General features: G+C 62.2%; 19 protein-coding genes. 11 read left to right on the top strand and 8 right to left on the bottom strand.

Features of this window, described 5'->3' with window-relative positions; all coding sequences use genetic code 11:
• Window positions 1–48: 48 nt before the first annotated feature.
• The gene (locus AC6I6U_RS10730) at window positions 49–3,513 is read right to left on the bottom strand and encodes a hypothetical protein (RefSeq protein ID WP_497881922.1); all 3,465 of its coding nucleotides are present in this window, start codon (window positions 3,511–3,513) and stop codon (window positions 49–51) included.
• Window positions 3,514–3,847: 334 nt separating this feature from the next.
• Here AC6I6U_RS10730 and AC6I6U_RS10735 point away from each other — a divergent pair, with 334 nt between their 5' ends.
• The 3 genes from AC6I6U_RS10735 (at window position 3,848) to AC6I6U_RS10745 (ending at window position 10,460) form a co-directional block, all read left to right on the top strand.
• Window positions 3,848–6,772 carry a hypothetical protein gene (locus tag AC6I6U_RS10735; protein ID WP_497881923.1) on the top strand — a complete coding sequence of 975 codons (2,925 nt, stop codon included), beginning with the start codon at window positions 3,848–3,850 and terminating at the stop codon, window positions 6,770–6,772.
• Window positions 6,773–7,016: 244 nt separating this feature from the next.
• Window positions 7,017–9,944 carry a hypothetical protein gene (locus AC6I6U_RS10740; protein ID WP_497881924.1) on the top strand — a complete coding sequence of 976 codons (2,928 nt, stop codon included), beginning with the start codon at window positions 7,017–7,019 and terminating at the stop codon, window positions 9,942–9,944.
• 168 nt (window positions 9,945–10,112) lie between these two features.
• Window positions 10,113–10,460, top strand: coding sequence for a hypothetical protein (locus AC6I6U_RS10745; protein WP_497881925.1), 348 nt, complete (start codon window positions 10,113–10,115; stop codon window positions 10,458–10,460).
• An 86-nt stretch (window positions 10,461–10,546) separates the two neighbouring features.
• Here AC6I6U_RS10745 and AC6I6U_RS10750 read toward each other — a convergent pair whose 3' ends face one another.
• From AC6I6U_RS10750 to AC6I6U_RS10765, 4 genes are all read right to left on the bottom strand, one after another.
• Window positions 10,547–11,593: an AbrB family transcriptional regulator gene (locus AC6I6U_RS10750; protein ID WP_497881926.1), complete on the bottom strand. Its 1,047-nt coding sequence runs from the start codon at window positions 11,591–11,593 to the stop codon at window positions 10,547–10,549.
• Window positions 11,586–13,100: a tripartite tricarboxylate transporter permease gene (locus AC6I6U_RS10755; protein ID WP_497881927.1), complete on the bottom strand. Its 1,515-nt coding sequence runs from the start codon at window positions 13,098–13,100 to the stop codon at window positions 11,586–11,588. The genes AC6I6U_RS10750 and AC6I6U_RS10755 overlap by 8 nt, the downstream gene beginning before the upstream one ends.
• A 1-nt stretch (window position 13,101) precedes the next feature.
• The gene (locus tag AC6I6U_RS10760) at window positions 13,102–13,560 is read right to left on the bottom strand and encodes a tripartite tricarboxylate transporter TctB family protein (RefSeq protein WP_497881928.1); all 459 of its coding nucleotides are present in this window, start codon (window positions 13,558–13,560) and stop codon (window positions 13,102–13,104) included.
• A 66-nt stretch (window positions 13,561–13,626) separates the two neighbouring features.
• Window positions 13,627–14,607, bottom strand: coding sequence for a Bug family tripartite tricarboxylate transporter substrate binding protein (locus tag AC6I6U_RS10765; RefSeq protein WP_497881929.1), 981 nt, complete (start codon window positions 14,605–14,607; stop codon window positions 13,627–13,629).
• A gap of 430 nt (window positions 14,608–15,037) precedes the next feature.
• Between AC6I6U_RS10765 and AC6I6U_RS10770 the strand changes: the two genes are divergently transcribed.
• Both AC6I6U_RS10770 and AC6I6U_RS10775 read left to right on the top strand, forming a co-directional pair.
• Entirely contained in the window at window positions 15,038–15,709 is a 672-nt protein-coding gene (locus tag AC6I6U_RS10770; RefSeq protein WP_497881930.1) for a response regulator, read from the top strand.
• Entirely contained in the window at window positions 15,702–17,087 is a 1,386-nt protein-coding gene (locus AC6I6U_RS10775; protein ID WP_497881931.1) for a sensor histidine kinase, read from the top strand. Before AC6I6U_RS10770 ends, AC6I6U_RS10775 begins: the two co-directional genes overlap by 8 nt.
• Before the next feature lie 144 nt (window positions 17,088–17,231).
• Here the strand turns inward: AC6I6U_RS10775 and AC6I6U_RS10780 are convergent, their stop codons facing one another.
• Both AC6I6U_RS10780 and ygfZ read right to left on the bottom strand, forming a co-directional pair.
• Window positions 17,232–18,053: an HDOD domain-containing protein gene (locus tag AC6I6U_RS10780; RefSeq protein ID WP_497881932.1), complete on the bottom strand. Its 822-nt coding sequence runs from the start codon at window positions 18,051–18,053 to the stop codon at window positions 17,232–17,234.
• A 23-nt stretch (window positions 18,054–18,076) separates the two neighbouring features.
• A complete protein-coding gene (gene ygfZ, locus AC6I6U_RS10785; protein ID WP_497881933.1) occupies window positions 18,077–19,018 on the bottom strand; it encodes a CAF17-like 4Fe-4S cluster assembly/insertion protein YgfZ in 942 nt (313 codons plus the stop codon).
• 151 nt (window positions 19,019–19,169) lie between these two features.
• Between ygfZ and AC6I6U_RS10790 the strand changes: the two genes are divergently transcribed.
• Both AC6I6U_RS10790 and AC6I6U_RS10795 read left to right on the top strand, forming a co-directional pair.
• Entirely contained in the window at window positions 19,170–19,424 is a 255-nt protein-coding gene (locus AC6I6U_RS10790; RefSeq protein WP_497881934.1) for an FAD assembly factor SdhE, read from the top strand.
• Complete coding sequence (locus tag AC6I6U_RS10795) at window positions 19,408–19,860, top strand: protein YgfX (RefSeq protein WP_497881935.1); 453 nt, start codon at window positions 19,408–19,410, stop codon at window positions 19,858–19,860. The genes AC6I6U_RS10790 and AC6I6U_RS10795 overlap by 17 nt, the downstream gene beginning before the upstream one ends.
• Here AC6I6U_RS10795 and nadB read toward each other — a convergent pair.
• Window positions 19,829–21,445 carry an L-aspartate oxidase gene (gene nadB / locus AC6I6U_RS10800; protein WP_497881936.1) on the bottom strand — a complete coding sequence of 539 codons (1,617 nt, stop codon included), beginning with the start codon at window positions 21,443–21,445 and terminating at the stop codon, window positions 19,829–19,831. The genes AC6I6U_RS10795 and nadB overlap by 32 nt on opposite strands.
• Before the next feature lie 565 nt (window positions 21,446–22,010).
• On the opposite strand from nadB, the gene rpoE reads away from it, so the two are divergent.
• The 4 genes from rpoE to AC6I6U_RS10820 all read left to right on the top strand — a co-directional run bounded on the left by rpoE (window position 22,011) and on the right by AC6I6U_RS10820 (window position 25,867).
• Entirely contained in the window at window positions 22,011–22,592 is a 582-nt protein-coding gene (rpoE, locus tag AC6I6U_RS10805) for an RNA polymerase sigma factor RpoE/AlgU (RefSeq protein WP_010452874.1), read from the top strand.
• A 31-nt stretch (window positions 22,593–22,623) separates the two neighbouring features.
• Entirely contained in the window at window positions 22,624–23,214 is a 591-nt protein-coding gene (locus AC6I6U_RS10810) for a sigma-E factor negative regulatory protein (protein ID WP_497881937.1), read from the top strand.
• An 8-nt stretch (window positions 23,215–23,222) separates the two neighbouring features.
• Window positions 23,223–24,191 (top strand): MucB/RseB C-terminal domain-containing protein, encoded by a 969-nt coding sequence (locus AC6I6U_RS10815; RefSeq protein WP_497881938.1) that lies wholly within the window; start codon window positions 23,223–23,225, stop codon window positions 24,189–24,191.
• 245 nt (window positions 24,192–24,436) lie between these two features.
• Complete coding sequence (locus tag AC6I6U_RS10820; protein ID WP_497881939.1) at window positions 24,437–25,867, top strand: DegQ family serine endoprotease; 1,431 nt, start codon at window positions 24,437–24,439, stop codon at window positions 25,865–25,867.
• Window positions 25,868–25,902: the final 35 nt, after the last annotated feature.

The raw sequence follows: 25,902 nt of genomic DNA on the forward strand, positions 1-25,902 counted from the left end.
CAAAGCTCCCTCTCTTGTCCAGTGTCCCACCCTGAATAAAAGAGATAACTATGAGCTGAATGTAATGTCTTGGGATAGTACGAGGCTGTGAAACAGCAACCTGTTTGTGCCAAGAGCACCTTCCAATAGAGCGCCAGCCGGAATCGTGCCTGTGGTAACAGTGCCTATTTTTAGAAATTCAACCGCCAATCTGCTGTTAATGTCGTTGCCGATAGTAGATTCTCCAGATTGGATTCTTGGACCAGTGTTCGCCGCTGGAATGTTATCTAGGAAAAATCGATACCAGATTCCAGGTACATTGGTGGCATGTATATTTGAGAGTGGGGAAGATTCGCTTCCGATCTGATTGATATAGTAGAAGTGCATCGCTTTTGAGTCGGCTTCACGAATTCTGGTGATCCTATTCGCAGTATCCTGAGTGGTGGTCAGCACCACGGTGTAGTCTGGAGTATTGGGGGGGATAGTGATGAGCGTAAAGGGTGGCCTCACTATATACCTATGGTCTGCTGTACCCTCAACATAAATGGCGCGGCCGGTCAGTACGGTATTGATAATGGAAATGCTTCGCGTCGATGATGGCGGCATTTCCTCGATTGTCCCCTTCGGTAGTACGCGGTAGTAGATCCTTACCGTTCGATTATGGTTGGGCGTAATGACTGTATTGCTGACCGAGAATGTCTGGCGCCCCAATGCCGTGACTGTTCGGGTTTGTGATGTGGAGCCTGTTCCAGCGGTACCCTCCCAGACCATGGTGATCTGGTCTTGCAGTTGCATGCCGTGGTAATCAACTTCGATGGTGACGCTGGTGAGGGGTTTGACCAGGTTGAGGACGTCATGAAGCAAGTCTGCTTCGCGCATGACCGGTGCCGTCAGGATGCGCGGGTTGTTTTCCACCCTTAATTCGAGCGTCGGGAATACCAGAGCCTCTGCTTCGTTGCTACTGCCACCGAAGGCTACCTTGAAGATCACGCGCAGTTCGCTGCCCTGTTCCAGGGCTCGGAGCCAGGCGGCATGCTCGGGATGACTGGTAATGATCTCGCTCAGGTAGCGTTGGTCGAATTCCGAGGCGGTGATCGGCGATGCCGTCCAGATCGGCAATCTATTGACGCCCCCACCCGGATTATCGCTTTCCAGCGCGAGCCAGACCCGGTCACCCTGGCGGTAGAACGGCCAGGCATCGACCCGGAAAGTCACGGTACCGTTGACATCCACCTGGCCGGCATTGGCCTGGAGAATCTGCAACGGCGGCAAGGCCGAAACGGGCAAGCTCTGTATGGTCAGGTTCAGCGGGATCGAAGGTGTGGCGGTACCGGCGCGTGTCAGGGTGTAACTGACCTCCACCGGCTTGCCGATATTGATGGCGACAGTCGCCTCCGGGACGTCAAAGTCGACGTACTGCTGCCCCTCGTTCCCCGGTTTGGGGAGAATGTCCGGGCTGCCCACGGATCCCGCTACCCCTTTCCAGAACGCCTGGATATCGTCCGAGTTTTTCATGCCGTCATAGCGAACCCGGATGGTTGCCCCGTGTTGTGCATGAGTCGGGTTGAGCAGATGACCACCCGGTTCGGTGGTTTCCAGCACATGCGGCATCGGCAGGTCCAGCGTGCCGCCGACTTTCATGGTGAAGAGGTGAGAGAAACGGGGGCGTGCCCCGGCCCGTGCGAGCGTGTAATACAGGCGCATCGAGCGATCCAGGTTGGGCAGGATGTACTGGCGCTTGAGGGTGAAGGGCAGATCCCTGCCGACCCAGGTCAAGGTGACGGGGAAGACTAAGACCGGTGCGCTGCCCCCGGCGACGCTGCCCTCGGCATGGAGGTTGATGATATCGCCCTCGATGATCTCCACGTTGGCCTTGATCAGCACCCTGGCATCGAACGGGGAAACCTCGGGGTCGAAGACCTGGTCGGGCGGTGGGGCTTCATCCACCTCCACGGGCGGCAGCGAAGCCTGCGGTTCACCCACATCGAGCAGCAGGTCCTCGGACGGGAATTTCCCCATCTCATTTTCTACCCAGTAGTAGAGGCGCAGGGTCCCGCCTTCGAGCCGGGCGATGTCGCCGTTGGGGCCGTTCTGCAAACGGAAGACAATGTCGCCAGTGCCGGCGATATTGTCGATTTCCCGGTAATACGACTGGCCATTGGCAGCGGTACCGTCGAGTACCAGGGTGATGCGGTCGAACGGATCCTGGCCGACATACTCCTTGATGTTGACGATCAGGAAGGCGATGTCCGGTGGCAGTACGTCGCCGGGGGCGCCTTCGACCGTGGGCGCTGGCAGACCGGTGCCGATCTGGGTGCCGGTCACATAGACGATCACGCTGCGCGAGCCACGGTCCGGAACGGACGATCGGATGCGAACGTAGGAAATCTGCACCCGGCCCTTGATCAGGGCGCGGATCTCGGCGTTGTCCCAGGGGATGCGTGCGGTGCGTCCCAGTTCGTTGGCCGCGACGGGATGCTCGATATGGCGGACGACGGGCAGACCCGCCGAAGTCCTGCCGTTGAGCCTCACCCGAATGATATCGCCGACGGCAAAATCCGCCCGGTGAACCGCCACGACAATGGTGGCGTCGGCGCCTTCGAGGCCATCGGCATCGAGCTCATTGTGCTCGTCGGACTCCTCCACATAGGGCTCGTAGAGCAGCGGCTCGGCCTGATCGTCGAGACGCACTTCAAGCAACTGTGCAGGCGACCAGCCATCGGAATAGTTGCCGACCTCATCGACCACTTCGTATTCGCAGACATGTTCGCCGCTGCCGATCCTGGCCCAGTCGCCAGTATTGACCCAGAGGGTGATCGGTTCCTGGTTTTCAGCCTCGCCCTCGGTGACCTTGTGTTCGATGATATGGCCGCCAATGCTCAGGCGGATGCGATCGCGCACGGCGCGATTGATGTCCGTTGCCGGGTTGCTGACAGCAGGGTAGAAGTCGATGCGGACCGGAACCGGGATGCCGATGTCACCTTCGCCGACACCAAAATCGATCAGGTCCTGGGGAAACACAGGCAGTGCCAGGTTTTCGTTGTAGTAGGTGCTGGCAACGGGGTTGCGGCCACCGGGCGAGACGGTGTCGACCTTGAGGCGAAAGTGCTCGGTTTCTTCGGTGTTGCCACTCACCCGGGTCAGGCGAAAGAACACCGGGTCGGCGGTTCCGTCGGGCAGGCGTGCGCGGGGAATGAACAGCGGGATCTGGGCATTGTTGGCGGCCTCGATATCGCTGACGGTATGAAAGGCGACGGGGGTGACGGTGTCGCGGCAGAACAGTTCGATGAAGTCGTTTTCGGCCATGGGCCGGTAGGGCAACAGGATGCACTGCAGGCCCTTGTCGCGGTGGGCATCGAGAGCCGCCCGGTTGATGCCGCCGTCGAAGCCGACCACGGGACTGGTCTTGTTGGGGATGTAGAGATCGAGTTCGTTGAAGGGCACGGGGGTGATCGGTTCGGGCCGGCTCAGGTCGAAGGTTCGCAGGGGCTGGGGATCATCGGCGAGGCGCGCGGGATCGAGGCTGTCGTTCATGGTCGGGGTTCCTGACAGGTCACGGAAGAGGGCGACCCGAAAGTCCGGATGGCGAGTCGTGAAGATCATTCAACGCGAATAAAGCTGCACGTTCGAGGGCTTTACGCCTCATTCGACACCGAAATGGCAGAAAGGACTACCTGTCAGAAATGACAGTGTCGACGAATGGTTAATGGAAGAAGGGTGCGAAACCGTTGGTCCACTTTGCAGCCTTGCATGGCTGAAACTGTCATTTCTGACAGTAGACATGATCCCCTCGCGCGCCTTCAAATGAGCTCAACGCGCAGTGGCGGCGGGCAGCCGATGGCCCATGTTCCGAACCGGAGTGTGCCTGATGAAAGAGCAACCGCTTGCCGAGCTCGACCTGCCCGAAGCCAGGATGCTGGACGCCGATGGCGGGCACCTCGACAGTCTGCTGGTGCCGCCGGAGGGCACGCCGGTCGAGGTTCGATACCCCGGCATGCTGCCGACCGACCTGATACGCTTCTGCTGGCCGGGCCTGCTGCCGGATGAAGAGTTCGCTCCGATAGAACCGGTGTATGGAAACACCGAGGGCGTGGTCCACTTCACGGTGCCCTATGACTATGTCGGGTATGTGCTGGACATGTATGCGCGTTTTTTCTACACGGTGACCCGCGATGAAGAGACGTTCAAGTCGCCGGCGGATGATGTCAGGGTCACGCGGCCGAGCACGTTTCCGCCGCAAAGGCTGCTGCCGTTGATTGATGACACCCTGTTCCTGTCGGCGCTGCACGACGGGCATTTCACCCTTCAAATCGACGCCTGGCCGTTTATCACGTCGGACTGCCGGGTTACGGTGTGGGCGCATGTCGAAGGGCCCGACGGTTCAAGACCACCTGGCTTTCGGCTGCTGCACCAAGAACCGGTGACCGAGGCCGATATCCGTTTTGGCTGGCAACGCAGGTTTTCCAGTGACGTGTACGCCACGAGTCCTGGCGGCAGCAAACTGTTCTTCGATTTTTTCATGTCTTTTGGTGGGCAATCCCATTCGATCCAGTTCTGGCCGGGAATAGCCTTCGTGGTGCTGAACAAGGATCCGCTGCCAACCCCGGAGGTGCCACAAGCACCTGATGCGCTGTTGGACCTCGACGTCGTCAGGAGTGATCCCCAATGCCGCGTCGCCCGCTGGCCTTTCGCCCAGGCGGGGCAGCCGACCTGGCTGTATCTCATCGGCGAGCGCGATGATGGCAGCTCAGTGCGTATCGATGTGTTGCAGGGTGAGCCGTTCGTTCCCGATGAAGTATCCGAAGACCTGCTCACGCTTCTGCCACGCGGCGAGCTGGAAAAACTGCGCGATGGCAGCTACCTGTTCGTGCACTTTGGGGTCAACAGTCATGGGCCCGCCGACGAGAATACGACGATCTGGTTTCCAGAACTGAGGCTCAAGGTACTCCAGGAAAGTCTTGAACTGATTGCGCCCAGCGTACTGCAGGCCTCGGGCTCGCTGTTGAACCCGATCAATGCCGTCGACGGCGCAACGGTACGGGTGGCCTATGAGCAGATGAGTATTCATCACGTCATTCATGCCTTCTGGAGGGGGCAACCCGGATTGGGCACACCGGTATTGGGCTCCGAGTCTGGCAGCACCGTCGGTCATGTCGACTTCCCCGTGCCGCCCTCGGCGGTGGCGGCCAATCTCGGTGCCAGCGTGCAGGTCGGTTACTTCGTGGAGTACAGGGGGCAGTCACTCCCGTCACCCGAGTTGCCCCTGCAGATCATGGGGCTGGCCGGATTGCCGACGCCGGCGGTGAGCCAGGCCACGCTCGATGTGCTGGACCTCAATACGTTCCAGGGCGATATCGAGTGCACGGTGGAGCCTTGGGACTTCATCGCCCCGGGCCAGCCCTGCTGGTTGTGGATCGAGGGTGAGCTGGAAGATGGTTCGCCTCATGTTCTCGAGATTCTTGACGGTGAACCCTTGCCCGCCGACGGCTTGACACATGGAGTGGTGGCGGAAGCGTTGCGCCACGAGCTTGAAAAACTGGCGGATTGCAGCACGCTGACGGTGTATTTCGCGGTCAATTTCGACGGTCGCCTGGACAAGTCGTCGGCGCTCGTTTTTCCGTTGCTGAAGTTGCATCTGGTGCAAGAGCACCTGACCTTACCTGAGCCATCGGTGCTGGAGGCGGTGGGTTCGACGCTAGCGCCGTTCAATGCGCAGGACGGTGCCACCGTCAGGGTTAAGTACGAGCGGATGAATGCCCGGCAGAGTATCCAGGTCCGCTGGCTGCGTCCTGATGGCAGTGTGGTGCCGATTCCCGCCCAGGACGGCAACACTGATCCCGGTCATGTCGATTTCCACGTTCCCCGTGAAGCGGTGATTGCCAGTATGGGCAAGATCGTGCCCATCACCTATTCGGTGAGCAGTTCCTGCAAGCAGGCCGTTTCGCCCTTGTTCCGCTTGAGTATCCTGCTGCCCACCCGTTTGCCTGCGCCGGTGGTACGACAGGCGACCGGAGACGTTCTGGACCTGCGGACATTCGCCGGCAACGCCGATATAACGGTTGAAAAATGGTGGTTCATCCTGGCTGGGCAAAAATGCTGGTTGCGTGGGGTCGGGACTTTGCAAAACGGCAATAACTACCCCTTCACTGTCATCAACGGCGCGGCCGTGACGCAGGATGAAGTCAGCAAGGGCTTGCATCGGCTCTTGCAGAGAACGGTTCTTGATTCATTGAAAAATCAGAGCGAACTGACCTTTACCTGCAAGGTCACCGCCGATGGCAGCGCTCTTGAAAGCGAAGCGATCTCCTTTTTGCCACTGACGCTGAAAGTGCTGCGGGCGGTGATCGACTATGAACGGTTCGAGACGGTGCCCTTGCAGGAGATCACGCCGGGGCAGAGCATCGAGGCGCCGACGATGACGGTGACCTTGTTGCCTGGCTCTCAGGGCCGGGCCGGGGTTATCCAATTCACGGACAACAACAATCCGGACATGGTCTCCGGACACTCCCTCGCCCTGAGCATTGCCAACTCAGGAGCACAACGCACGCGGCTGATGTTCAAACTGGAATACCTGAGGGCCAGGTTCTCCTTCATGTACCTCAATTTTTCCGCGACGATTTTTTTCTACAACAAGAAGGGCGAGCTACTGCACGAACGTACCTTTGCTGGAGGCGGTACGGGGGTCAACAACTACTGGGTGGATTTCTCTGCGCCGCTGGGCGAGCGAATTGCCTCTGTGGAAGTCGCCACGACGGATTACATCATCCTGGACTTCTTCACTCTCTGGGGCTGAGTGCACTGGGCCTGTCTGATAAAAACGGGGAGCCTGCTCCCCGTTCAGGAGAGGCATGCCCTCAAGGACAGGCCTCGATGACACGCTGTGACAACAGAAATCCGTCGGTCGGTTTTCCCGGTGTTCCAGTGTAGAACTGTCATTTCTGACAGTAGACATGTCCCCCTCCCGACACTTCAAATGAGCTCAACGCGCAGTGGCGGCGGGCAGCCGATGGCCCATGTTCCGAACCGGAGTGTGCCTGATGAAAGAGCAACCGCTTGCCGAGCTCGACCTGCCCGAAGCCAGGATGCTGGACGCCGATGGCGGGCATCTCGACAGTCTGCTGGTGCCGCCGGAGGGCACGCCGGTCGAGGTTCGATATCCTGGCATGCTGCCGACCGACCTGATTCGCTTCTGCTGGCCGGGCCTGCTGCCGGATGAAGAGTTCGCCCCGATAGAACCGGTGTATGGAAACACCGAGGGCGTGGTCCACTTCACGGTGCCCTATGACTATGTCGGGTATGTGCTGGACATGTATGCGCGTTTTTTCTACACGGTGACCCGCGATGAAGAGACGTTCAAGTCGCCGGCGGATGATGTCAGGATCACGCGGCCGAGTACGTTTCCACCGCAAAACCTGCTGCCGTTGATTGACGATACCCTGTTCCTGTCGGCGCTGAGCGACGATCATTTCACCCTTCAAATCGACGCCTGGCCGTTTATCACGTCGGACTGCCGGGTCACGGTGTGGGCGCATGTCGAAGGGCCCGACGGTTCAAGGCCACCTGGCTTTCGGCTGCTGCACCAGGAGCCGGTGACCGAGGTGGATGTCCGTTTTGGCTGGCAACGCAGGTTTTCCAGTGACGTGTATGCCACGAGTCCTGGCGGCAGCAAACTGTTCTTCGATTTTTTCATGTCTTTTGGTGGGCAATCCCATTCGATCCAGTTCTGGCCGGGAATAGCCTTCGTGATGCTGAACAAGGACCCCTTGCCCGTTCCAAAGGTCGCCCAGGCCCATGAAGGCATGCTCGATATCCGCACCTTCGAGGGCGATGCCGAGTGCACGGTAGCGCCCTGGCCGTTCATCCAGGCAGGGCAGAGGGTCTGGTTGCAGGCCACGGGCACCCGCCGCGACGGCAGCCTGCTCGACATCGTGCTGATGCAGGCAGAAACGGTCACGGACCGTGAGGTGAGCGAGGGGCTGAGCCGACCGCTGCCGCGTGAGGACCTGGAGCAACTGGCCGACCTGAGCCAACTGACGATCAACTGCAAGATCGACCACGGACAGGGCCCTGCCATCGCCCTGAAACCGCTGGAGCTGATGGTGCATGTACCGGTCAGGCTGGTGCTGCCTCCACCCGCTGTCCGTGAGTCGACCCATGACGAGACCGACGGTTGGCTGCTGAATCCGGTCAACACCACCGAGGGCGCAACCCTCGTGGTGGCATACGATGGCATGAGCGCTGGGGACTGGGTCTGTCCCGCCTGGGCCGGTACACCGGGGGCCGGTTCACCGGCGCTCGAGTGCCGCGAGGTTCGGGAAGGGGACACATCCCTGGCGTTCCGGGTACCGCCTTCGGCCATCAGCGCGAACCTGCTCCAGACGGTCACGGTGTCCTACAGCGTGACGCAGAGTTCGGGCGTGTTTTGGCCCTCACCACCGCGCCTGGTGACGGTGCTCGATATCAGCCAACTGCCGACGCCGTGGGTGGAGCAAGCCACTGCCGGCAAACTGGACCTCAATACCTTTGCCGGGGATGCCGATTGTGTGGTCGAGCCGTGGGACTACCGGGCGCTCGGACAGCCGTGCTGGCTCTGGGTGACCGGCGAGCATGAGGATGGTGGCGACTACAGCTTCCAGGTGCTCGAAGGCGAGCCGCTGGATGTCGGGTGGCTGGAGAAGGGAGTGAGCAGCTTGCTGCCGCGTGCCCACCTGCAACAGCTGGCGGACTGCAGCCGCTTCGAGGTGCACTTTGCGGTGAATTTCAACGGCGTGGCCGATAGATCCACGGCCACGCCGTTCCCGACCCTGACGCTGGAAATCACCCAGGAGGATTGGGTGCTGAGGACACCCGTTGTCCGTGAGGCCGTTGGCTCGCTGCTGACCGTGTACAACGGCCGGGACGGCGTGACGCTGCGGGTGGAGTACGAGGGCATGAGCGCTCGGCAGAGCATTCAGCCGTGCTGGCAACGCGAGACCGGTGGCTGCCTGCCGCTGGAACCGAAGCCCGGTGACGGCGAGCGGGGCCATGTCGATTTTCAGATCCCGCGCGAGGCGGTGATCCACGGTATCGGCAAGACGGTGACGATCCACTATACGGTCACCGGCCGTTGCAAGGTCGCGACCTCCGACGATCTCGAGCTGCAGATCAGCGTGCCGGTCCGCTTGCCGACACCGGTCGTGCCACAGGCGATCAAGGGCATTCTCGACCTGCGGACCTTTACCGGCGATGCCACAGTCACGGTGGAGCCGTGGTGGTTCATCCTGCCTGGACAGAAGGTCTGGCTGACGGGGCTCGGCGTCGGGAAGAAGGGCAACCCGGTGATCTTCAGGATCCTGCAGGGCGAGCCGGTGACGGCGGCCCAGGTCGGCAGCGGGCTGCGCTCGCCGGTGTCGCGTGCCCAGCTTGAGCAGTTGGAAAACGTCAGCTCCCTGACCTTCACCTGCAGGGTCACTGCCGATGGCAGTGCCAATGACAGTGGGGCAGTGAAGTTCCCGACGCTGGAGCTGACGGTACGGCTGCCCTTCGATGATCTGACGCCGTTTGACAACGGCGACTGGAACCATTGGGTGAAGGGGCCGGCGGCCTCCGACCCCCGTGACCTGGTGATCAAGCACGAAAGCGGTAACTGGTTCCTGTACAACTGGACATATACGGACCGGTCCAACGGCGTGTTTCTGTATCGCGACTACCGTGGTCTTGAGCCGGGTATGAAGTATGAGTTCAGCATGGCGATTCGGCGGGTGAACGATGTGCCGAGCGCTCCAGTGGTGTCTCTGATGGTCGAGGGACGATCCTTGGTCGGACCTGTGACCATCTCCCATCAGAATTGGCAGACCTTGAAAGGTGTGTTTGCCGCGACAGCCACCACCATGCGCTTGCAACTGTATAACCATGTTGCGACCGGGTTAGGCAATGACTACGCGGTGGACAACGTGCGAGTCAGGGAGCTGGGCCTTTCAGGTTGAATCACCCGACCCCGGGGAGCCCGGGGCCTTTCGTCGGGACTGTCATATTTGACAGTATTTCGAATCTTGGATTTTTGTTTGGATGGTCAGGGGAAAGGAAGATATCGCAAATTTTAAGGCGCACATATCGGACTTTCTTATCTCTGTCCTTTCAAAGGAGTCGGTAAAATGTCTACATTGAAAAAGGTACACAAAGTCACTCTGCCAAAACCTCACGTGCTTGAGGTTAAAAACGGAGTGCTCCATTTTCCCGGCCTCAATGGCGGGCCAGCCACGGCAGAGGTGGCGTATGACGCTATCAAGGCTGGTGATACCATTGTTCTGTCCATGGACAGGCTTGTGGTCATCTATGAACTAACGCATGTCGTGTCCGCGTCGGATGCGTCAAGCGGCAAGGCGACAATACCTATTGATAATGAGTATCTGGCGCGTGACGCGGTTGATTACGCCAATGTTTTCTATTCCGTCAACCAGAGCCCTCGCTCGGGGGTTCTTGATTTTGCCTTGAGCTACTGACAAACCCAAGTACCAGGTACTTGAGCTGCATGCGCAGGCATCCTGAAACGTTTTCGGCGTTGATCGAAGGTAAAGCGTTACTCGACTCACACATCAGGCGGTTTTTCAGGTTTGCCGGCCCACCACCGAAACAACGGCTCGGCCAGAAACAACACGAACAACAACCGCATCACCTGCATCGCCGTCACCAGCGGCACCGACAGTTGCAGGGTTTCGGCGGTCAGGCTCATTTCCGCGATGCCGCCGGGCATCATGCCCAGGGTCAGCGAACGCAGGTCGAGGCGGGTCAGAGCGCTCAGGGCCCAGGCCGAGAGGCTGGCGATCAGCATGGTCAAGGCCGTGCCGATCAGTGTGCGGCCCATGAACGAGGGCGCGCGACGGAAGAATTCACGATTGAAATGACAGCCCAGGCCACTGCCGATCAGCCACTGGCCGATCTGGCTGCCACCGTTGGGCAGGCCGATGTGCAGGTCCCAGGCGATGCTCGCCGTCGCACTCACCAGCAAGGGGCCGAACAACCAGGGATTGGGTTGGCGCAGGCGCTGCCAGAACCAGGCGAGCAGCGCACCGAGGGGGAACAGCACGGCCAGCCAGCGCCAGTCGACGACACTCGCGCCGCCGAGCGGCACGCCGTCGCCGAGCAGGTACTTGAACGCGGCCGGTACGCAGAGCACCACCACCAGCACCCGCAGGCTCTGCCCGGCGGCGACCCGGCTGAGCACCGCGCCGTTGCGCGCGCCGAGGTTGACCATCTCCCCGGAGCCGCCCGGCATGCTGGAGAAAAACGCCGTGGCGCGATCTTCGCCGGTACGCCGCAGCAGCCACACCCCAAGCACGCTGGAGAGGCTGGTGACCAAGGCACCGACGAGGATGAGGCCGAAATGCGCCAGCACCTGTTCCATCACTTGCGGGGTGAAATGCAGGCCGATACCGATACCGACCACCCACTGGCCGGTCTTGCGCCCACCGGGAATCTCGGCGAGTTGCCAGCGCGTCAGGCAACGCACCAGGATGATCGCCAGCAGCGAGCCGACCATCCACGGCAGCGGCCAGCCGATCTGGCTGGCGAGGTAGCCGCCAGCCAGGCCGACCAGCGGCGTCCCCCACCAAGCACGCCAACCGGTGTCAGGCATTGGCCAGCGCACGCCGTTGGGCGGCACGCTTGCGCCAGATGCGCAGCAACGGCATGGCCAGCATGAATACCGTCAGCACCCAGACGCCGATGCTGATCGGGCTGGCCCAGAGGATCTCCAGTGCACCGTTGGAAATCGACAGCGCGCGGCGCAGGTTCGACTCCATCAGCCCGCCGAGGATGAAGCCCAGCAGTACCGGCGACAGCGGGAAATCGAGCTTGCGCAGGATGTAGCCGAAGATGCCGATGCCGATCATCAGGAACAGGTCGAAGGTGGTGGCGTGCACCGCGTAGACGCCGATCGCGGTGATGATGGCGATCACCGGCACCAGCGCCCAGTTCGGCACCGAGAGGATGCGGGTGAAGATGCGGATCATCGGGATGTTCAGGATCACCAGCATGATGTTGGCGATGAACAGCGAGGCGATCAGGCCCCAGACAATGTCCGGTTGCTGTTCGAACAGCAGTGGGCCGGGGGTGATGTTGTACAGCGTCAGTGCGCCGATCATCACCGCCGTGGTGCCCGAGCCGGGTACGCCGAGGGTCAGCATCGGCACCAGCGCGCCGCAGGCCGAGGCACCGATGGCGGTCTCTGGCGCGGCCAGGCCACGCTTGTCGCCCTGGCCGAATTGGCCACTCTTTCCCGCCATGCGCTTCTCGGCCATGTAGGCCACCGCGCTGGCCAGGGTGGCGCCGGCACCGGGCAGCACGCCCATGATGAAACCGAGCAGGCCGCAACGGATGTTCACCGCGAACACCGAGGCCGCCTCCTTGAGGTTGAACATCATGCGTCCGGTGGCCTTCACCGCTTCCTGGCCGTGGTGGGTCTTTTCCAGCAGCAGGAGAATCTCGCTGATGGAAAACAGGCCCAGCACCAGCACGACGAACTGGATGCCGTCGGTCAGGTGGATGTTGTCGCCGGTGAAGCGGTACACACCACTGTTGGCGTCGATGCCGACACTCGACAGGAACAGCCCGATCAGCGCCGCGATGAAGGTCTTGAGCGGGCGGTCGCCGGCCATGCCGCCGAGGCAGACGATGGCAAAGACCATCAGCACGAAGTACTCAGCCGGGCCGAAGGCGATTGCCCATTTCGCCAGCAGCGGGGCGAACAGCACCATGCCGCAGGTGGCGATGAAGGCGCCGATGAACGAACTCCAGGCCGATAGCGACAGGGCCACGCCGGCCAGGCCCTGGCGGGCCATCGGGTAGCCGTCGAGGGTGGTCATCACGGTGGAGGCTTCACCGGGAATGTTGAGCAGGATCGAGCTGATTCGCCCGCCGTACTCGCAGCCCAGGTATACCGCCGCCAGCAGGATCAGTGCCGACTCCGGCGGCAGGCCGAGGGCGAAGGCGATCGGGATCAGCAGGGCGACGCCGTTGATCGGGCCCAGGCCCGGCAGCAGGCCGACGACGGTGCCGATCAGGGTGCCGCACAGGGCGGTGACCAGGTTGTACGGGCTGAGCGCGACGCCGAAGCCCTGGCCCAGGTAGCTGAAAGTATCCATGTCAGTTCTCCAGAACGTCGAGCAGTCCGAGGGGCAGCGGTACATCCATGGCCTTGTCGAACAACAGATAAAGGCCGACGCTCATCAGGCTGATGATCACCGCGCTGGGCAGCCAGCGACCGCCATACAGGCGTGCCATCGGCACACCGATCAGGATGCTGCTGAGAATGAAGCCCAGGGGTTCGAAGGTCCCGGCGAGCACCAGCAGCAGGCCGGTGCAGATCGCGATCTTGGTCAGGGTTTCGCGGTCCAGCGGCGGTTCGTCATCGTTGTGCTTGATCGGTGTCGGACGGAACAGCATGTACAACAGGGCCAGGCTCATCAGCCCGAGCATCAGCAGCGGGTAGGCGCGTGGCCCGACCGGCTCGTAGGAAAAGGCAGCCTGGTAGGGCCAGGCCATCAGCGCCAGGCCGGCACAGGCCAGCAGCAGCGCGAAGGCGAAGAGACGTTGCAAGAGCATGAGCGACTCCTGGGCCACGCCCCCGGCCGGCGGGGTACGTGGCCGTGACTGACTAGAGGGCGGTGGTCACTGGATCAGGCCGAATTCCTTGGCCAGCACTTTGTAGTCGGCCACCTGCTTCTTCACGTAGGCGTCCAGCTCCGGGCCGGTCATGGCGAAGGGGAAGAGTTCGCGCTGGTCACGCAGCTTGGCGAACTCGTCGGAGGCCAGCAGCTTGTCGAACGAGTCTTTCCACCAGGCGTAGTCTTCGTCGCTGACCTTCGGCCCCAGGTAGAAACCGCGCACCACCGGCCAGACGATGTCGTAGCCTTGTTCGCGGGCGGTGGGGATGTTCTTCATTTCCGGCTCGTCCAGGCGCTTGTCGGAGAACACCGCGAGCAGGCGCATGTCGCCACTGAGGATGTGCGGCATGGAGTCGGAGATATCGGTACTGCCGACCTGGATGTGCCCGCCGAGCAGGGCCGTGGCGATTTCGCCGCCGCCTTCGAGGGCCACGTAGCGCAGGTCGCGCGGGTTGATGCCGGCGGCCTTGGCGATCAGGGCGGTCTGCATCCAGTCCTGGCTGCCGACGGTGCCGCCGGAACCGATGACGACGCTGCCGGGGTCTTTCTTCAGGGCCTTGACCAGGTCGTCGAGGGTTTTGTACGGCGAGTCGTTTTTCACCGCGATCGCCCCGTAGCTGGTGCCGACTGCGGCCAGCCAGCGCACCGCGCCTTCATCGAAACGACCGAACTTGCCCTGGGCCAGGTTCAGCAGCGAGCCGCTGGACCAGGCCACCAGGGTCCCGGCATCGGCCGGGCGCTGGGCGACCACCGCGTTGTAGGCCACGGCGCCGACGCCGCCCGGCATGTAGGTCACGCGCATCGGCTTGCTCAGGACTTTCTCGTTGACCAGGGCGCTTTGCACCAGCTTGCAGGTCAGGTCGAAGCCACCACCGGGGGAGGCCGGGGCGATGCATTCCGGGCGCTTGGGTTCGGCGGCGAGGGTGTTGCCGGCCAACAGGGTGAGGCTGGCGGCGAGGGCGAGTTTACGTAGCGACAGATCCATTGTTCTCTCCTGGGGAGTTGTTGTTATGAGGTGCGTGGTATCCATGGAACGGTGGCGTGGCGGGCAGGCGTGCGCGCTCGTCAGCGTATTACGAGAGGTCGGTAGGGTCGGGGGAATAAAAAAATTGGGCAGGCGGCAGGGCCTGAGGCTGTAGAGGCAGCATGGTGTCGGACTCCGTTATTGTTCTTGTTTTTCGAAAACGCATCGTGGCGTTTTTCGGGGGTGTGGCTATTGTGCTGACAGTTGCGGCGCCTTGGGCGCGGTAGTCGCAACTGTCCGTAAAGAGACTGTAATGAGCGAACCTTTCACCAACCTTTCAGTTGCCAAGGCCCGATAAACATGGGGTCGGACGGCTGGCGGCGGTTTTTTTATTGGGTAAACTCGGCCCTTGAAAGGGTGTTTGGTTGCCCCAGTCCGAGGTGGAAAAAACATGCGTGTGCTCCTGGTCGAAGATCATCTGCAGTTGGCCGAAAGTGTCGCCCAGGCGCTCAAGAGTACGGGGTTGACTGTCGATGTGCTGCACGACGGGGTGGCTGCGGACCTCGCCCTCGGCAGCGAGGACTACGCGGTGGCGATTCTCGACGTCGGCCTGCCGCGCATGGATGGCTTCGAAGTGCTGGCGCGCTTGCGGGCCCGCGGCAAAAACCTCCCGGTGCTGATGCTGACCGCCCGCAGTGATGTCAAGGATCGGGTCCACGGGCTGAACCTGGGCGCCGACGACTACCTGGCCAAGCCCTTTGAACTCACGGAACTGGAAGCCCGGGTCAAGGCGCTGCTGCGCCGTAGCGTGCTTGGCGGTGAACGCCAGCAGCGCTGCGGCGCACTGGTCTATGACCTGGATACCCGGCGTTTCACCCTCGGTGACCAACTGCTGACCCTGACCTCTCGCGAGCAGGCGGTACTCGAGGCCCTGATCGCCCGTCCCGGCCGGGTGATGAGCAAGGAGCAACTGGCTTCCCAGGTCTTCGGCCTGGATGAGGAAGCCAGCGCCGATGCGATCGAGATCTACGTGCATCGCCTGCGCAAGAAGCTCGACGGCCATGCGGTGGCCATCGTCACCTTCCGCGGCCTCGGTTATCTATTGGAAGCTCGCGATGCATAAGCCCAGCAGCCTGCGCTGGCGGCTGCTGTGGAACCTCGCGCTACTGTTGGTGGTGCTGATGCTCGCCAGTGGCTGGAGTGCCTACTGGAACGGCCGCGAGGCCGCCGACACGGCCTACGACCGGACCCTGCTGGCCTCGGCGCGCACCATTGCCGCCGGCCTGTCGCAACGCGACGGCACCCTCAGTGCCGACGTGCCCTACGTGGCGCTCGACACTTTCGCCTACGACAGTGCCGGGCGGATCTACTACCAGGTCAACGACATTCACCAGCAACTGATTTCCGGCTACGAAAACCTGCCGCCACCGCCGCCCGGCACGCCGCGTACCGATGACTATCCGGCGTTGGCGCGGTTCTACGACGCCCAGTACCGTGGGCAGAACGTGCGCGTGGTCAGCCTGCTCAAGGCGGTCAGCGAGCCGAACATGAACGGCATGGCGGAAATCCGCGTGGCCGAGACCGACGAGGCGCGGGTCAACATGGCCCGCAGCCTGATGGCCGACACGCTGCTGCGCCTGGGCATGCTGGCGGTGGGTGCGCTGCTGCTGGTGTGGTTTGCGGTGAGCGCTGCGCTGCGCCCGCTGGAGCGCTTGCGCACGGCGGTGGAGGAGCGCCAGCCGGATGACCTGCGGTCCCTGCCGCTGGTGGAAGTGCAGCATGAACTGTGGCCGCTGGTGCGCGCCCTCAACCACTTTACCGAACGCCTGCGCCGCCAGTTCGAGCGCCAGGGGCAGTTCATCGCCGATGCCGCCCACGAGCTGCGCACGCCGTTGGCAGCGCTGAAGGCGCGGCTGGAGCTGGGCTTGCGGGCATCGGACGCCGAAACCTGGCGCGGCACCCTGGAAACCGCAGCCCAGGGCACCGACCGCCTGACCCACCTGGCCAACCAACTGCTGTCCATGGCGCGGGTGGAGAACGGGGCGCGAGCGATTGCCGAGGGCGGCGCGCAACTGCTTGACCTGAGCCAACTGGCGCGGGAGTTGGGCATGGCCATGGCACCGCTGGCCCATGCCCGCGGCGTGGCCCTGGCGCTGGAAGCGGATGAGCCGGTGTGGTTGCGTGGCGAGCCGACCTTGCTCAACGAACTGCTCAGCAATCTGGTGGACAACGCCCTGGCCCACACGCCGGCCGGCGGCAACGTGATCCTGCGGGTCAGCGCGCCGGCGGTGCTGGAAGTGGAAGACGATGGCCCCGGCATTCCGCTGGAGGAGCGCGACCGGGTATTCGAGCGGTTCTACCGCCGCAACCAGCAAGGCCTGGGTTCGGGGTTGGGGCTGGCGATCGTCGGGGAAATCTGCCGGGCGCACCTGGCGCAGATCAGCCTGCATGATGGCGAGTCGAGCGGGCTGAAGGTGCGGGTGAGTTTCATCGCCGGCTGACGGCGCGTTCAAGACGCTGTCCTGAACCTGTGGCGAGCGGGCTTGCCCGCGCTGGGCCGCAAAGCGGCCCTGAAACCCCAGGGTTCGTTATATCAGGCTGGTAGCAGCGGGCAAGCCCGCTCGCCAAATGACCTGAAGGCAACGTCAGTGAAGCATCATCCGCGCATCATTGAGCGTCTCGACCCAGGCTTCGCTGTTCGGGTCCAGCCCCAGTTTGCGAAAGGCCGGCAGGCTGGTCGGGTCGACATGGGCGAAGGCTTGCGTCGTGCCCTGGTGGCAGAACACCGTGGCGATCTGCACCAGGTCGACGTAATCGATGGTAGCGCTGTCCCGCTGCAGATCCAGATACTGGCCCGGCAGCCTGACCAGCCGCTCGGGGAAGTCCCACACCCGTAGCAGCTTGTCGCCCAGCACCGGATGAATGCTGTCGATGACATGGTCCAGGCTCAGCGGGTCGGCCAGCAGTTCGTAATGATCTTCGGCATACGTCAGGATCGGCAGCACGCCGATCTGGTGCACCAGCCCGCCGAGGGCGGCCTGGTCCGGCTTGAGTTGGGTGAAGTCGCGGCAGAGGACGTAGCAGATCCCGGCGATTTCCAGGCTCTTGCGCCAGACATCGCGCATCTTCTGTTCCACCACCTCGGAGCGGGCGTGGAAGATCTGTTCCATCACCAGGCCGATCGCCAGGTTGCTGCTGTAGTTCACTCCCAGTCGGGTGATGGCGGTATACAGGTCGGTGACTTCGTGGCTGGCACGCAATAACGGGCTGTTGACCACCTTGATCAGGCGCGCCGACAACGCGGTGTCGACACTGATCACCTTGCTCAGGGTACTGACGCTGATCTCCGGATCTTCGGCCGCCTCGCGAATCCTCAGGGCGACCTCCGGCAGCGTGGGCAGTACCAGGTCATCGTTGTCGATGGCCTCTACCAAATCCCGTTGGACCTTTTCCGCCAGCTTATTCATGCGTGTTCTCTACGGCGGTGCGGTTAACGCTGGATTTCGCGATCGCGGTCCAGTTGATAAGGCAGGTCCAGCAGTGTCAGTTGCGGACCTTGCAGGTCGCCCAGGTGGACAGTGCCTTGCTCCGCCGCTTCAGCCTGCAGCACCGCCAGCAACTCGATGTTGCCTTCGGCCCTGGCCGCGATCACCACTTCGCCGATCGAACTGTTGTGGCTCGGCGAGAACAGCTCGCTACCCGGCTCCGGCAGTTGCTCGCCGCTCAGCACCAAGCGATACAGGCGACGCTTGAGTTTGCCCAGGTACTGCATGCGCGCGACGATTTCCTGGCCGGTGTAGCAGCCTTTCTTGAAGCTGACGCCGCCGACGGCCTGCAGGTTGAGCATCTGCGGGATGAACAGCTCGCGGGTCTGCGGCATGACCTGGCCGATACCGGCACGGACCTGGCCGAGCAGCCAGGTATTGAGGTCGGCTTCGGGCAGTTGGCTGGCCAGGCGGGAGCGCACTTCATCGGCCTGCGCCGCCGGTACCCACAGCTCGCTGCGTCCGGGCGACACACGCACGGCAACCAGGCCATTGGTGCTGACCACGCTATCGCTGTCGGCCGGCAGTTCCAGGCCGAGGCCGGCCAGGGCGGCGTCAGCGTCGCCGAGACCGAAACGGACCCACTCGGCACTTTCGTCGGTGAGCTTGGACTTGGAGAACACCGCGTACTTCTTCAGGTCCGCCAGTTGCGGCTCGAGCAGTTCACTGGCCATTGCCAGCAACACGCCATCGCCTTCGAGCAGGATACGGAAGCTCGACTGCATGCGGCCCTTTTGCGTGCAGCGGGCGCCGAGACTGGCGTGGGTGTCGCTGAGGTAGTTGAGGTTGCAGGTCAGTTGGCCCTGCAGGAACTTGCTGGCGTCGGCGCCGCGGACAGCGAGAACGCCTTCGTGGGAAAGGCTACAGAAAAAAGCGGAATCGGCCATGGGTCTTCGCAGCATGAAAAGGTCTGGTACACATCATAGAGGGGCGCCCTGGAAATGGATAGTTCGCAAAGCACAGGGCCATGCCGACCAAAGCCGACTGTGCGGTGACGATCAGGCCTGTATACTTGCGCGCAAATTCGAGGAGTGTTCCATGGTCGAAGATGTAGAACTCAATCGCCTCTATTGGCACAGCCGTCGTGGCATGCTGGAGCTGGACGTGCTGCTGGTCCCCTTCGTCAAGGAGGTATACCCGCACCTGAATGAAGTCGACCGCGAGTGTTATCGCAACCTGCTCGAATGCGAGGACCAGGACATGTTCGGCTGGTTCATGGAGCGTTCCGAGTCGCCGGATCCGGAACTGCAGCGCATGGTGCGCATGATCCTGGATCGTGTCCAGCCCAAGTAATTGCTTCGAATGCCGCTGGCAAGCCTCACGGCTGTTGCTGGCGGCCTATCTCGGGGCCCAGTGCCTCGCCTCGTTGTCACTGTTCCTGCTGGACATCCCGCGCTGGGCAAGCCTCTGCGCCGCCGTTGCCTGCCTGTTGCATGGCGCCTGGGTGCTGCCGCGACAGATCCTGTTGAATCATGCGTCGGCGATCACCGGCTTGCGTCGTGACGAGCGCGGCTGGCACCTGTGGAGTCGTGCAGGTGGCTGGCAAGCCGTGCAGTTGCACCGTGACAGCCTGGCCTTGCCCGGGTTGGTGCTGCTGCGTTTTCGTCGGCGCGCAGACTGGCTGCCGCGTTCGCTCTGCGTGCCCGCTGACGCGCTGGCGCACGATGTGCATCGGCGCCTGCGCGTGCGGCTCAAGTTCAGCCGGCGTAGGTGGGCGGCACCAGGATAGTGTCCAGCGCCTCGGGGAGCATGTCCGGATAGTCGAGGGTGTAGTGCAGGCCCCGGCTTTCCTTGCGCTCCATGGCCGAGCGGATCATCAACTCGGCCACCTGGGCCAGGTTGCGCAGCTCGATCAGGTCACGACTGACCTTGTAGTTGCTATAGAACTCGTCGATCTCGTCCAGCAGCAACCGCACCCTGTGCTGCGCCCGTTGCAGGCGCTTGTTGGTCCGCACGATGCCCACGTAGTCCCACATGAAGCGCCTTAGCTCGTCCCAGTTGTGGGCGATGATCACGTCTTCGTCGGAATCGGTCACCTGGCTGGCGTCCCAGCTGGGCAGGGCTATTGGCAGGGCGATCTCCGGCAGTTGCCGGAGAATGTCGGCAGCGGCGGAGCGGGCATAGACGAAGCACTCGAGCAGCGAGTTGCTGGCCATCCGGTTGGCGCCGTGCAGGCCAGTGAAGCTGGTCTCGCCGATCGCGTACAGGCCGGGGACGTCGGTGCGGCCCTGCTGGTCGACGAGGATGCCACCGCAGGTGTAGTGCGCCGCCGGCACCACCGGGATCGGCTGGCGGGTGATGTCGATGGAGAATTCCAGGCAGCGTTCGTACACCGTCGGGAAGTGCGCCTTGATGAACGCTTCGGGCTTGTGGCTGATGTCCAGGTAGACGCAGTCGATGCCCAGGCGCTTCATCTCGTGGTCGATGGCGCGGGCGACGATGTCCCGTGGCGCCAGTTCCGCCCGCGGGTCGAAGCGCGGCATGAAGCGCTCGCCATTGGGCAGCTTGAGGTGTGCGCCTTCGCCGCGCAGGGCCTCGGTGATCAGGAAACTCTTGGCTTGCGGGTGGTACAGGCAGGTGGGGTGGAACTGGTTGAACTCCAGGTTCGCCACCCGGCAGCCCGAGCGCCAGGCCATGGCGATGCCGTCGCCGCAGGCACCGTCAGGGTTGCTGGTATAGAGGTAGACCTTGGCCGCACCGCCCGAGGCAAGGATGGTGAAGCGTGCGCCATGGGTATCGACCTCGCCGGTGCCGCGATCCAGCACGTAGGCCCCTAGGCAGCGCTCGCCGTCCAGGCCCAGGCGTTTCTCGGTGATCAGGTCGACGGCCACGCGTTGCTCCAGCAGCTCGATGTTCGGGCGCTGGCGGGCCTGCTCCAGCAGGGTCCTGAAGATCGCCGCGCCGGTGGCATCGGCGGCGTGGATGATGCGCCGATGGCTGTGGCCGCCCTCGCGGGTCAGGTGGAACTCGAAACCGCCGTCGTCGACCTTGGCGTTTTCATCGCGGGTGAAGGGGACGCCCTGGTCGATCAGCCATTGGATTGCCTCGCGGCTGTGCTCGACGGTGAAGCGCACCGCATCCTCGTGGCACAAGCCGCCGCCGGCGTTGAGGGTATCCTCGACATGGGATTGCACGGTGTCGGTGTCGTCCAGTACTGCCGCGACCCCGCCCTGGGCCCAGAAGGTCGAGCCATTGGCCAGGTCGCCCTTGCTCAGGACCGCAATGCGCAGGTGGCCCGGCAGAGTCAGCGCCAGGCTCAGTCCGGCAGCCCCGCTGCCAATCACCAGCACATCGTGTTGAAAATGTTGGCTCATCTCAATCAATCCGAAATAAAGCACCGGGAGAACGGCGCGTTGGGCCCGGTCAAGCCAGGGCTCGGAACTCGCCACACGGCCCACTGGTAACTGCTGGGGGGGATCGGCACAATAGCCGGGCCTTCGTGGCATTGTGAAACTACTGCGGGCGGGAAGTGTGCGCCACTCTGGGTCGTCGTGCATGCGGTTTTGCACGGTAAGACGATGATTTTTCGGCTATAAAGGGCCCCAGGCAGCTTCTGGCCGATGGAACGGCACAATGCTATTACTTACTCTGTGGTCCGGGAACTTTTAAAAGCCCCCGGGCTCCATAGGCAGTGTCAGAAAGAAGGGGACAGCGTCGGTTCTCTGCGCAGCCTGATTCAGGAAATGCGCCAGCAGGTTCGACGACAAGATCATTCACGCAGTCGGCCAGTGCCGTGCTGCGTTTTTCGTGTGGGTCCGCCTGACGGGCCGCAGGAAACTTGCTTGAAGGGGGAGAACTTTTGCCAACAGCCCGAGTCTATGTTTACAAGCCTGATCGATTAGCAATGGCAGCCTCCTTCAAGTCATATGAGGAGCGTTCATGCTAACCCAGGAAGAGGATCAGCAGCTGGTCGAGCGCGTACAGCGCGGTGACCGGCGCGCATTTGATCTGCTAGTGCTGAAATACCAGCACAAGATTCTCGGGTTGATCGTGCGATTCGTGCACGACACCCATGAAGCCCAGGATGTTGCACAGGAAGCGTTTATCAAGGCCTACCGTGCGCTGGGCAATTTTCGCGGAGACAGTGCGTTTTATACCTGGCTGTACCGCATCGCCATCAACACGGCGAAAAACTATCTGGTATCCCGCGGTCGCAGGCCACCAGACAGTGATGTGAGTTCCGAGGACGCCGAGTTCTATGACGGCGATCATGGCCTCAAGGACCTTGAGTCTCCGGAACGAGCGTTGCTGAGGGATGAGATCGAGGGCACTGTCCATCGAACCATCCAGCAACTGCCAGAAGATTTGCGTACGGCGTTAACTTTACGTGAATTCGATGGTCTGAGTTATGAGGACATTGCGGCCGTCATGCAATGTCCGGTGGGCACCGTGCGCTCCCGGATTTTCCGCGCTCGGGAGGCCATCGATAAAGCCCTGCAGCCGTTGTTGCAGGAAACCTGAGACAGCGGCGACAGCCAAGAGAGGAACCGTCATGAGTCGTGAAGCCCTGCAGGAATCGCTGTCCGCGGTGATGGATAACGAAGCGGACGAATTGGAATTGCGTCGGGTGCTTAATGCCCTGGACGATGCCGACACACGTGCGACCTGGTCCCGGTACCAGATTGCCCGTGCTGTGATGCACAAGGATCTGTTGGACCCGCGCCTGGATATCGCTTCGGCTGTATCGGCAGCGCTGGCTGGCGAGGAAGTCCCGGCCAAGAATACTCGTGGCCCATGGCGTACGCTCGGCCGCCTGGCCGTGGCGGCTTCGGTGACCGTGGCGGTGCTCGCTGGCGTGCGGTTCTACAACCAGGACGATATTGCTGGCGCGCAACTGGCGCAGCAATCCAACCAGCCTGGTCTGGCCGCTCCAACGGCCAAGGGACCGGCGGTGCTGGCCGGCTATACTGAAGGCTCCGAATCGACCGGGCCGATGGCCAGTGGTGTGTTGCAACAGGGCCAGGCCGGCTGGGACCAGCGCCTGCCGGGCTATCTGCGCCAGCATGCACAGCAGGCTGCCTTGAAAGGTACTGAGAGTGCGCTGCCTTACGCACGTGCAGCCAGCCTGGAAACTGCCAAGTAAGGAGGATCATGCGCGCACTACCTCTTCTCACGCTTGCACTGGCCGGTGGGGTCGTCCTCACCGCCCAGGCGGATGAAGCCCAGGACTGGTTGACCCGTCTTGGGCAAGCCGAGCAGCAGCAAAGCTTCCAGGGCACGTTCGTCTACGAACGCAATGGCAGTTTCTCGACCCACAGTATCTGGCATCTGGTCCAGAACGGTCAGGTGCGTGAACGCCTGCTGCAACTCGATGGTTCGGCACAAGAGGTGGTACGCGTCGATGGGCGCACCGAGTGTGTCAGTGGCGCCCTGGTCGCGGGTGTGGGTGCACCGCCCGATGCCCATGCACGGTCGCTCGATCCACAAAAACTCAAGGCCTGGTACGAGATCGCCGTCGCGGGCAAGTCCCGCGTCGCCGGTCGGGCGGCAGTGATCGTTTCGCTGACGCCCCGCGACCAGCATCGCTATGGTTTCGAATTGCATCTGGACCGCCAGACCGGCCTGCCGTTGAAGTCGTTGCTGATCAACGACAAGGGGCAGTTGCTCGAGCGTTTCCAGTTCACTGAACTCGACACCAGCAATATCCCCCAGGACAGCCAGCTGCAGGGCGGCTCGGAGTGCAAGCCAGTCACCCTGGCGAGCAATTCGGAGCCGGCGCCGGGCGGCAAGGCTGTCCCGCAATGGCATTCCGATTGGCTGCCGCCGGGCTTCGAGTTGGTACGCAGCGCCACGCGTTTCGATCCACAGACCAAGACCCAGCTCAGCAGCCTCATGTATGACGACGGGCTGGCACGTTTCTCGGTGTTCCTGGAACCTCTCAACGGCGCCAACATCGCTGACACACGTACCCAACTGGGTCCGACCGTGGCGGTTTCCCGGCGCCTGAACACCCCCTCCGGTGAGATCATGGTGACGGTGGTGGGCGAGATTCCCATCGGTACCGCCGAACGTATCGCGCTGTCGATGCGTGCCGGCGATGCGCAGGCCGTCAAGCAGTGAGAGGCTGATCCATGACGCTGGCTGACTCGGTCCTACCCCAATATGAACGCTGCCTGGCGCTGGGATCGAGATGCCGAAATGTCTGGTGATGATTTTTTCTTGCCAATGAACCTGAATTTTCCTATAGGTCAGGGCCTCTTCGGCCCTGGCCTTGTTTGTTATTTCCGGTCCGTAATCCAGGCTTAATCGTCTTTGGGTTTTATGGTACCTGTCGCTTAACCATGCTCGTTATTCACGGGAGCCGTATGTCGATACCTAGCTTGAAATCCTATCTATCCATGTTCGCCACGGTCCTGCTCCTCGGGCAGGCCGTGGCGGCCCAGGCTGCGGAGCTGCCTGATTTCACCCAGTTGGTGGAGCAGGCCTCGCCGGCGGTGGTGAACATCAGTACCACCCAGAAGCTGCCGGAGCGCAAGGTTGCGGATATCCAGGGGCTGGAAGGCTTGCCACCGGAAATCCAGCAGTTCTTCCGTGGTTTCCCGCAACCGCGCGGGCCGAAAGGTGGCGGCGGCGGTCGCCAGCGCGAGGCGCAGTCGCTGGGCTCGGGCTTCATCATCTCCAATGATGGCTACATCCTGACCAACAACCACGTGGTCGCCGACGCCGACGAGATTCTCGTGCGCCTGGCTGATCGCAGTGAACTCAAGGCCAAGCTGGTCGGTACCGATCCACGCTCCGACGTGGCCCTGTTGAAAATCGACGGCAAGAACCTGCCGACCCTCAAGCTCGGCAAGTCCAAGGACCTCAAGCCGGGCCAGTGGGTCGTTGCCATCGGCTCGCCGTTCGGCTTCGACCATACCGTGACCCAGGGCATCGTGAGTGCGGTGGGCCGCAGCCTGCCGAACGAGAACTATGTGCCGTTCATCCAGACCGACGTGCCGATCAACCCGGGCAACTCCGGTGGTCCGCTGTTCAACCTCAATGGTGAAGTGGTCGGGATCAACTCGCAGATCTATACCCGTTCCGGCGGCTTCATGGGCGTGTCGTTCGCCATCCCGATCGACGTGGCCATGGACGTTTCCAACCAGCTGAAAGCGGGTGGCAAGGTCAGCCGTGGCTGGCTGGGCGTGGTGATCCAGGAGGTCAACAAGGACCTGGCCGAGTCGTTCGGCCTGGATAAGCCGGCCGGTGCCCTGGTGGCCCAGGTACAGGACGATGGTCCGGCTGCCAAGGGTGGCCTGCAGGTTGGCGACGTGATCCTCAGCATGAATGGCCAGCCTATCGAGCTGTCTGCTGACCTGCCGCATCTGGTTGGTGCCCTCAAGGCCGGTGAGAAAGCCAAGCTGGAAGTGGTTCGCGAAGGCCAGCGCAAGACCATCGAGCTGACGGTCGGGGCTATTCCGGACGAAGGCAAGGAAATGGACAATGGCAAATCGGCGGGTGCCGAGCGCAGCAGCAACCGCCTGGGCGTTTCCGTTGCCGACCTGAGCGACGATCAGAAGAAAGGCAACGACCTGCTCAAGGGCGGTGTGGTCATCAAGGAAGTCCAGGATGGTCCTGCGGCGCTGATCGGCCTGCAGCCGGGCGACGTGATCACCCACCTGAACAACCAGGCGATCACCGATGCCAAGCAGTTCACCGAGATCGCCAAGGCCCTGCCGAAGAATCGTTCGGTGTCCATGCGGGTCCTGCGTCAAGGTCGTGCCAGCTTCATCACCTTCAAGCTGGCGGAGTAATCGGCGAAGCCGGTGCCGCAGAGTCTTGCGGCCCC

Source organism: Pseudomonas sp. UTLPPB19802 (assembly GCF_059730225.1).

Coding starts and splice junctions, on each gene's coding strand:
- AC6I6U_RS10730 (WP_497881922.1), bottom strand. CDS start 3,513: ATGAACGACAGCCTCGATCCCGCGCGCCTCGCCGATGATCCCCAGCCC.
- AC6I6U_RS10735 (WP_497881923.1), top strand. CDS start 3,848: ATGAAAGAGCAACCGCTTGCCGAGCTCGACCTGCCCGAAGCCAGGATG.
- AC6I6U_RS10740 (WP_497881924.1), top strand. CDS start 7,017: ATGAAAGAGCAACCGCTTGCCGAGCTCGACCTGCCCGAAGCCAGGATG.
- AC6I6U_RS10745 (WP_497881925.1), top strand. CDS start 10,113: ATGTCTACATTGAAAAAGGTACACAAAGTCACTCTGCCAAAACCTCAC.
- AC6I6U_RS10750 (WP_497881926.1), bottom strand. CDS start 11,593: ATGCCTGACACCGGTTGGCGTGCTTGGTGGGGGACGCCGCTGGTCGGC.
- AC6I6U_RS10755 (WP_497881927.1), bottom strand. CDS start 13,100: ATGGATACTTTCAGCTACCTGGGCCAGGGCTTCGGCGTCGCGCTCAGC.
- AC6I6U_RS10760 (WP_497881928.1), bottom strand. CDS start 13,560: ATGCTCTTGCAACGTCTCTTCGCCTTCGCGCTGCTGCTGGCCTGTGCC.
- AC6I6U_RS10765 (WP_497881929.1), bottom strand. CDS start 14,607: ATGGATCTGTCGCTACGTAAACTCGCCCTCGCCGCCAGCCTCACCCTG.
- AC6I6U_RS10770 (WP_497881930.1), top strand. CDS start 15,038: ATGCGTGTGCTCCTGGTCGAAGATCATCTGCAGTTGGCCGAAAGTGTC.
- AC6I6U_RS10775 (WP_497881931.1), top strand. CDS start 15,702: ATGCATAAGCCCAGCAGCCTGCGCTGGCGGCTGCTGTGGAACCTCGCG.
- AC6I6U_RS10780 (WP_497881932.1), bottom strand. CDS start 18,053: ATGAATAAGCTGGCGGAAAAGGTCCAACGGGATTTGGTAGAGGCCATC.
- ygfZ (WP_497881933.1), bottom strand. CDS start 19,018: ATGGCCGATTCCGCTTTTTTCTGTAGCCTTTCCCACGAAGGCGTTCTC.
- AC6I6U_RS10790 (WP_497881934.1), top strand. CDS start 19,170: ATGGTCGAAGATGTAGAACTCAATCGCCTCTATTGGCACAGCCGTCGT.
- nadB (WP_497881936.1), bottom strand. CDS start 21,445: ATGAGCCAACATTTTCAACACGATGTGCTGGTGATTGGCAGCGGGGCT.
- rpoE (WP_010452874.1), top strand. CDS start 22,011: ATGCTAACCCAGGAAGAGGATCAGCAGCTGGTCGAGCGCGTACAGCGC.
- AC6I6U_RS10810 (WP_497881937.1), top strand. CDS start 22,624: ATGAGTCGTGAAGCCCTGCAGGAATCGCTGTCCGCGGTGATGGATAAC.
- AC6I6U_RS10815 (WP_497881938.1), top strand. CDS start 23,223: ATGCGCGCACTACCTCTTCTCACGCTTGCACTGGCCGGTGGGGTCGTC.
- AC6I6U_RS10820 (WP_497881939.1), top strand. CDS start 24,437: ATGTCGATACCTAGCTTGAAATCCTATCTATCCATGTTCGCCACGGTC.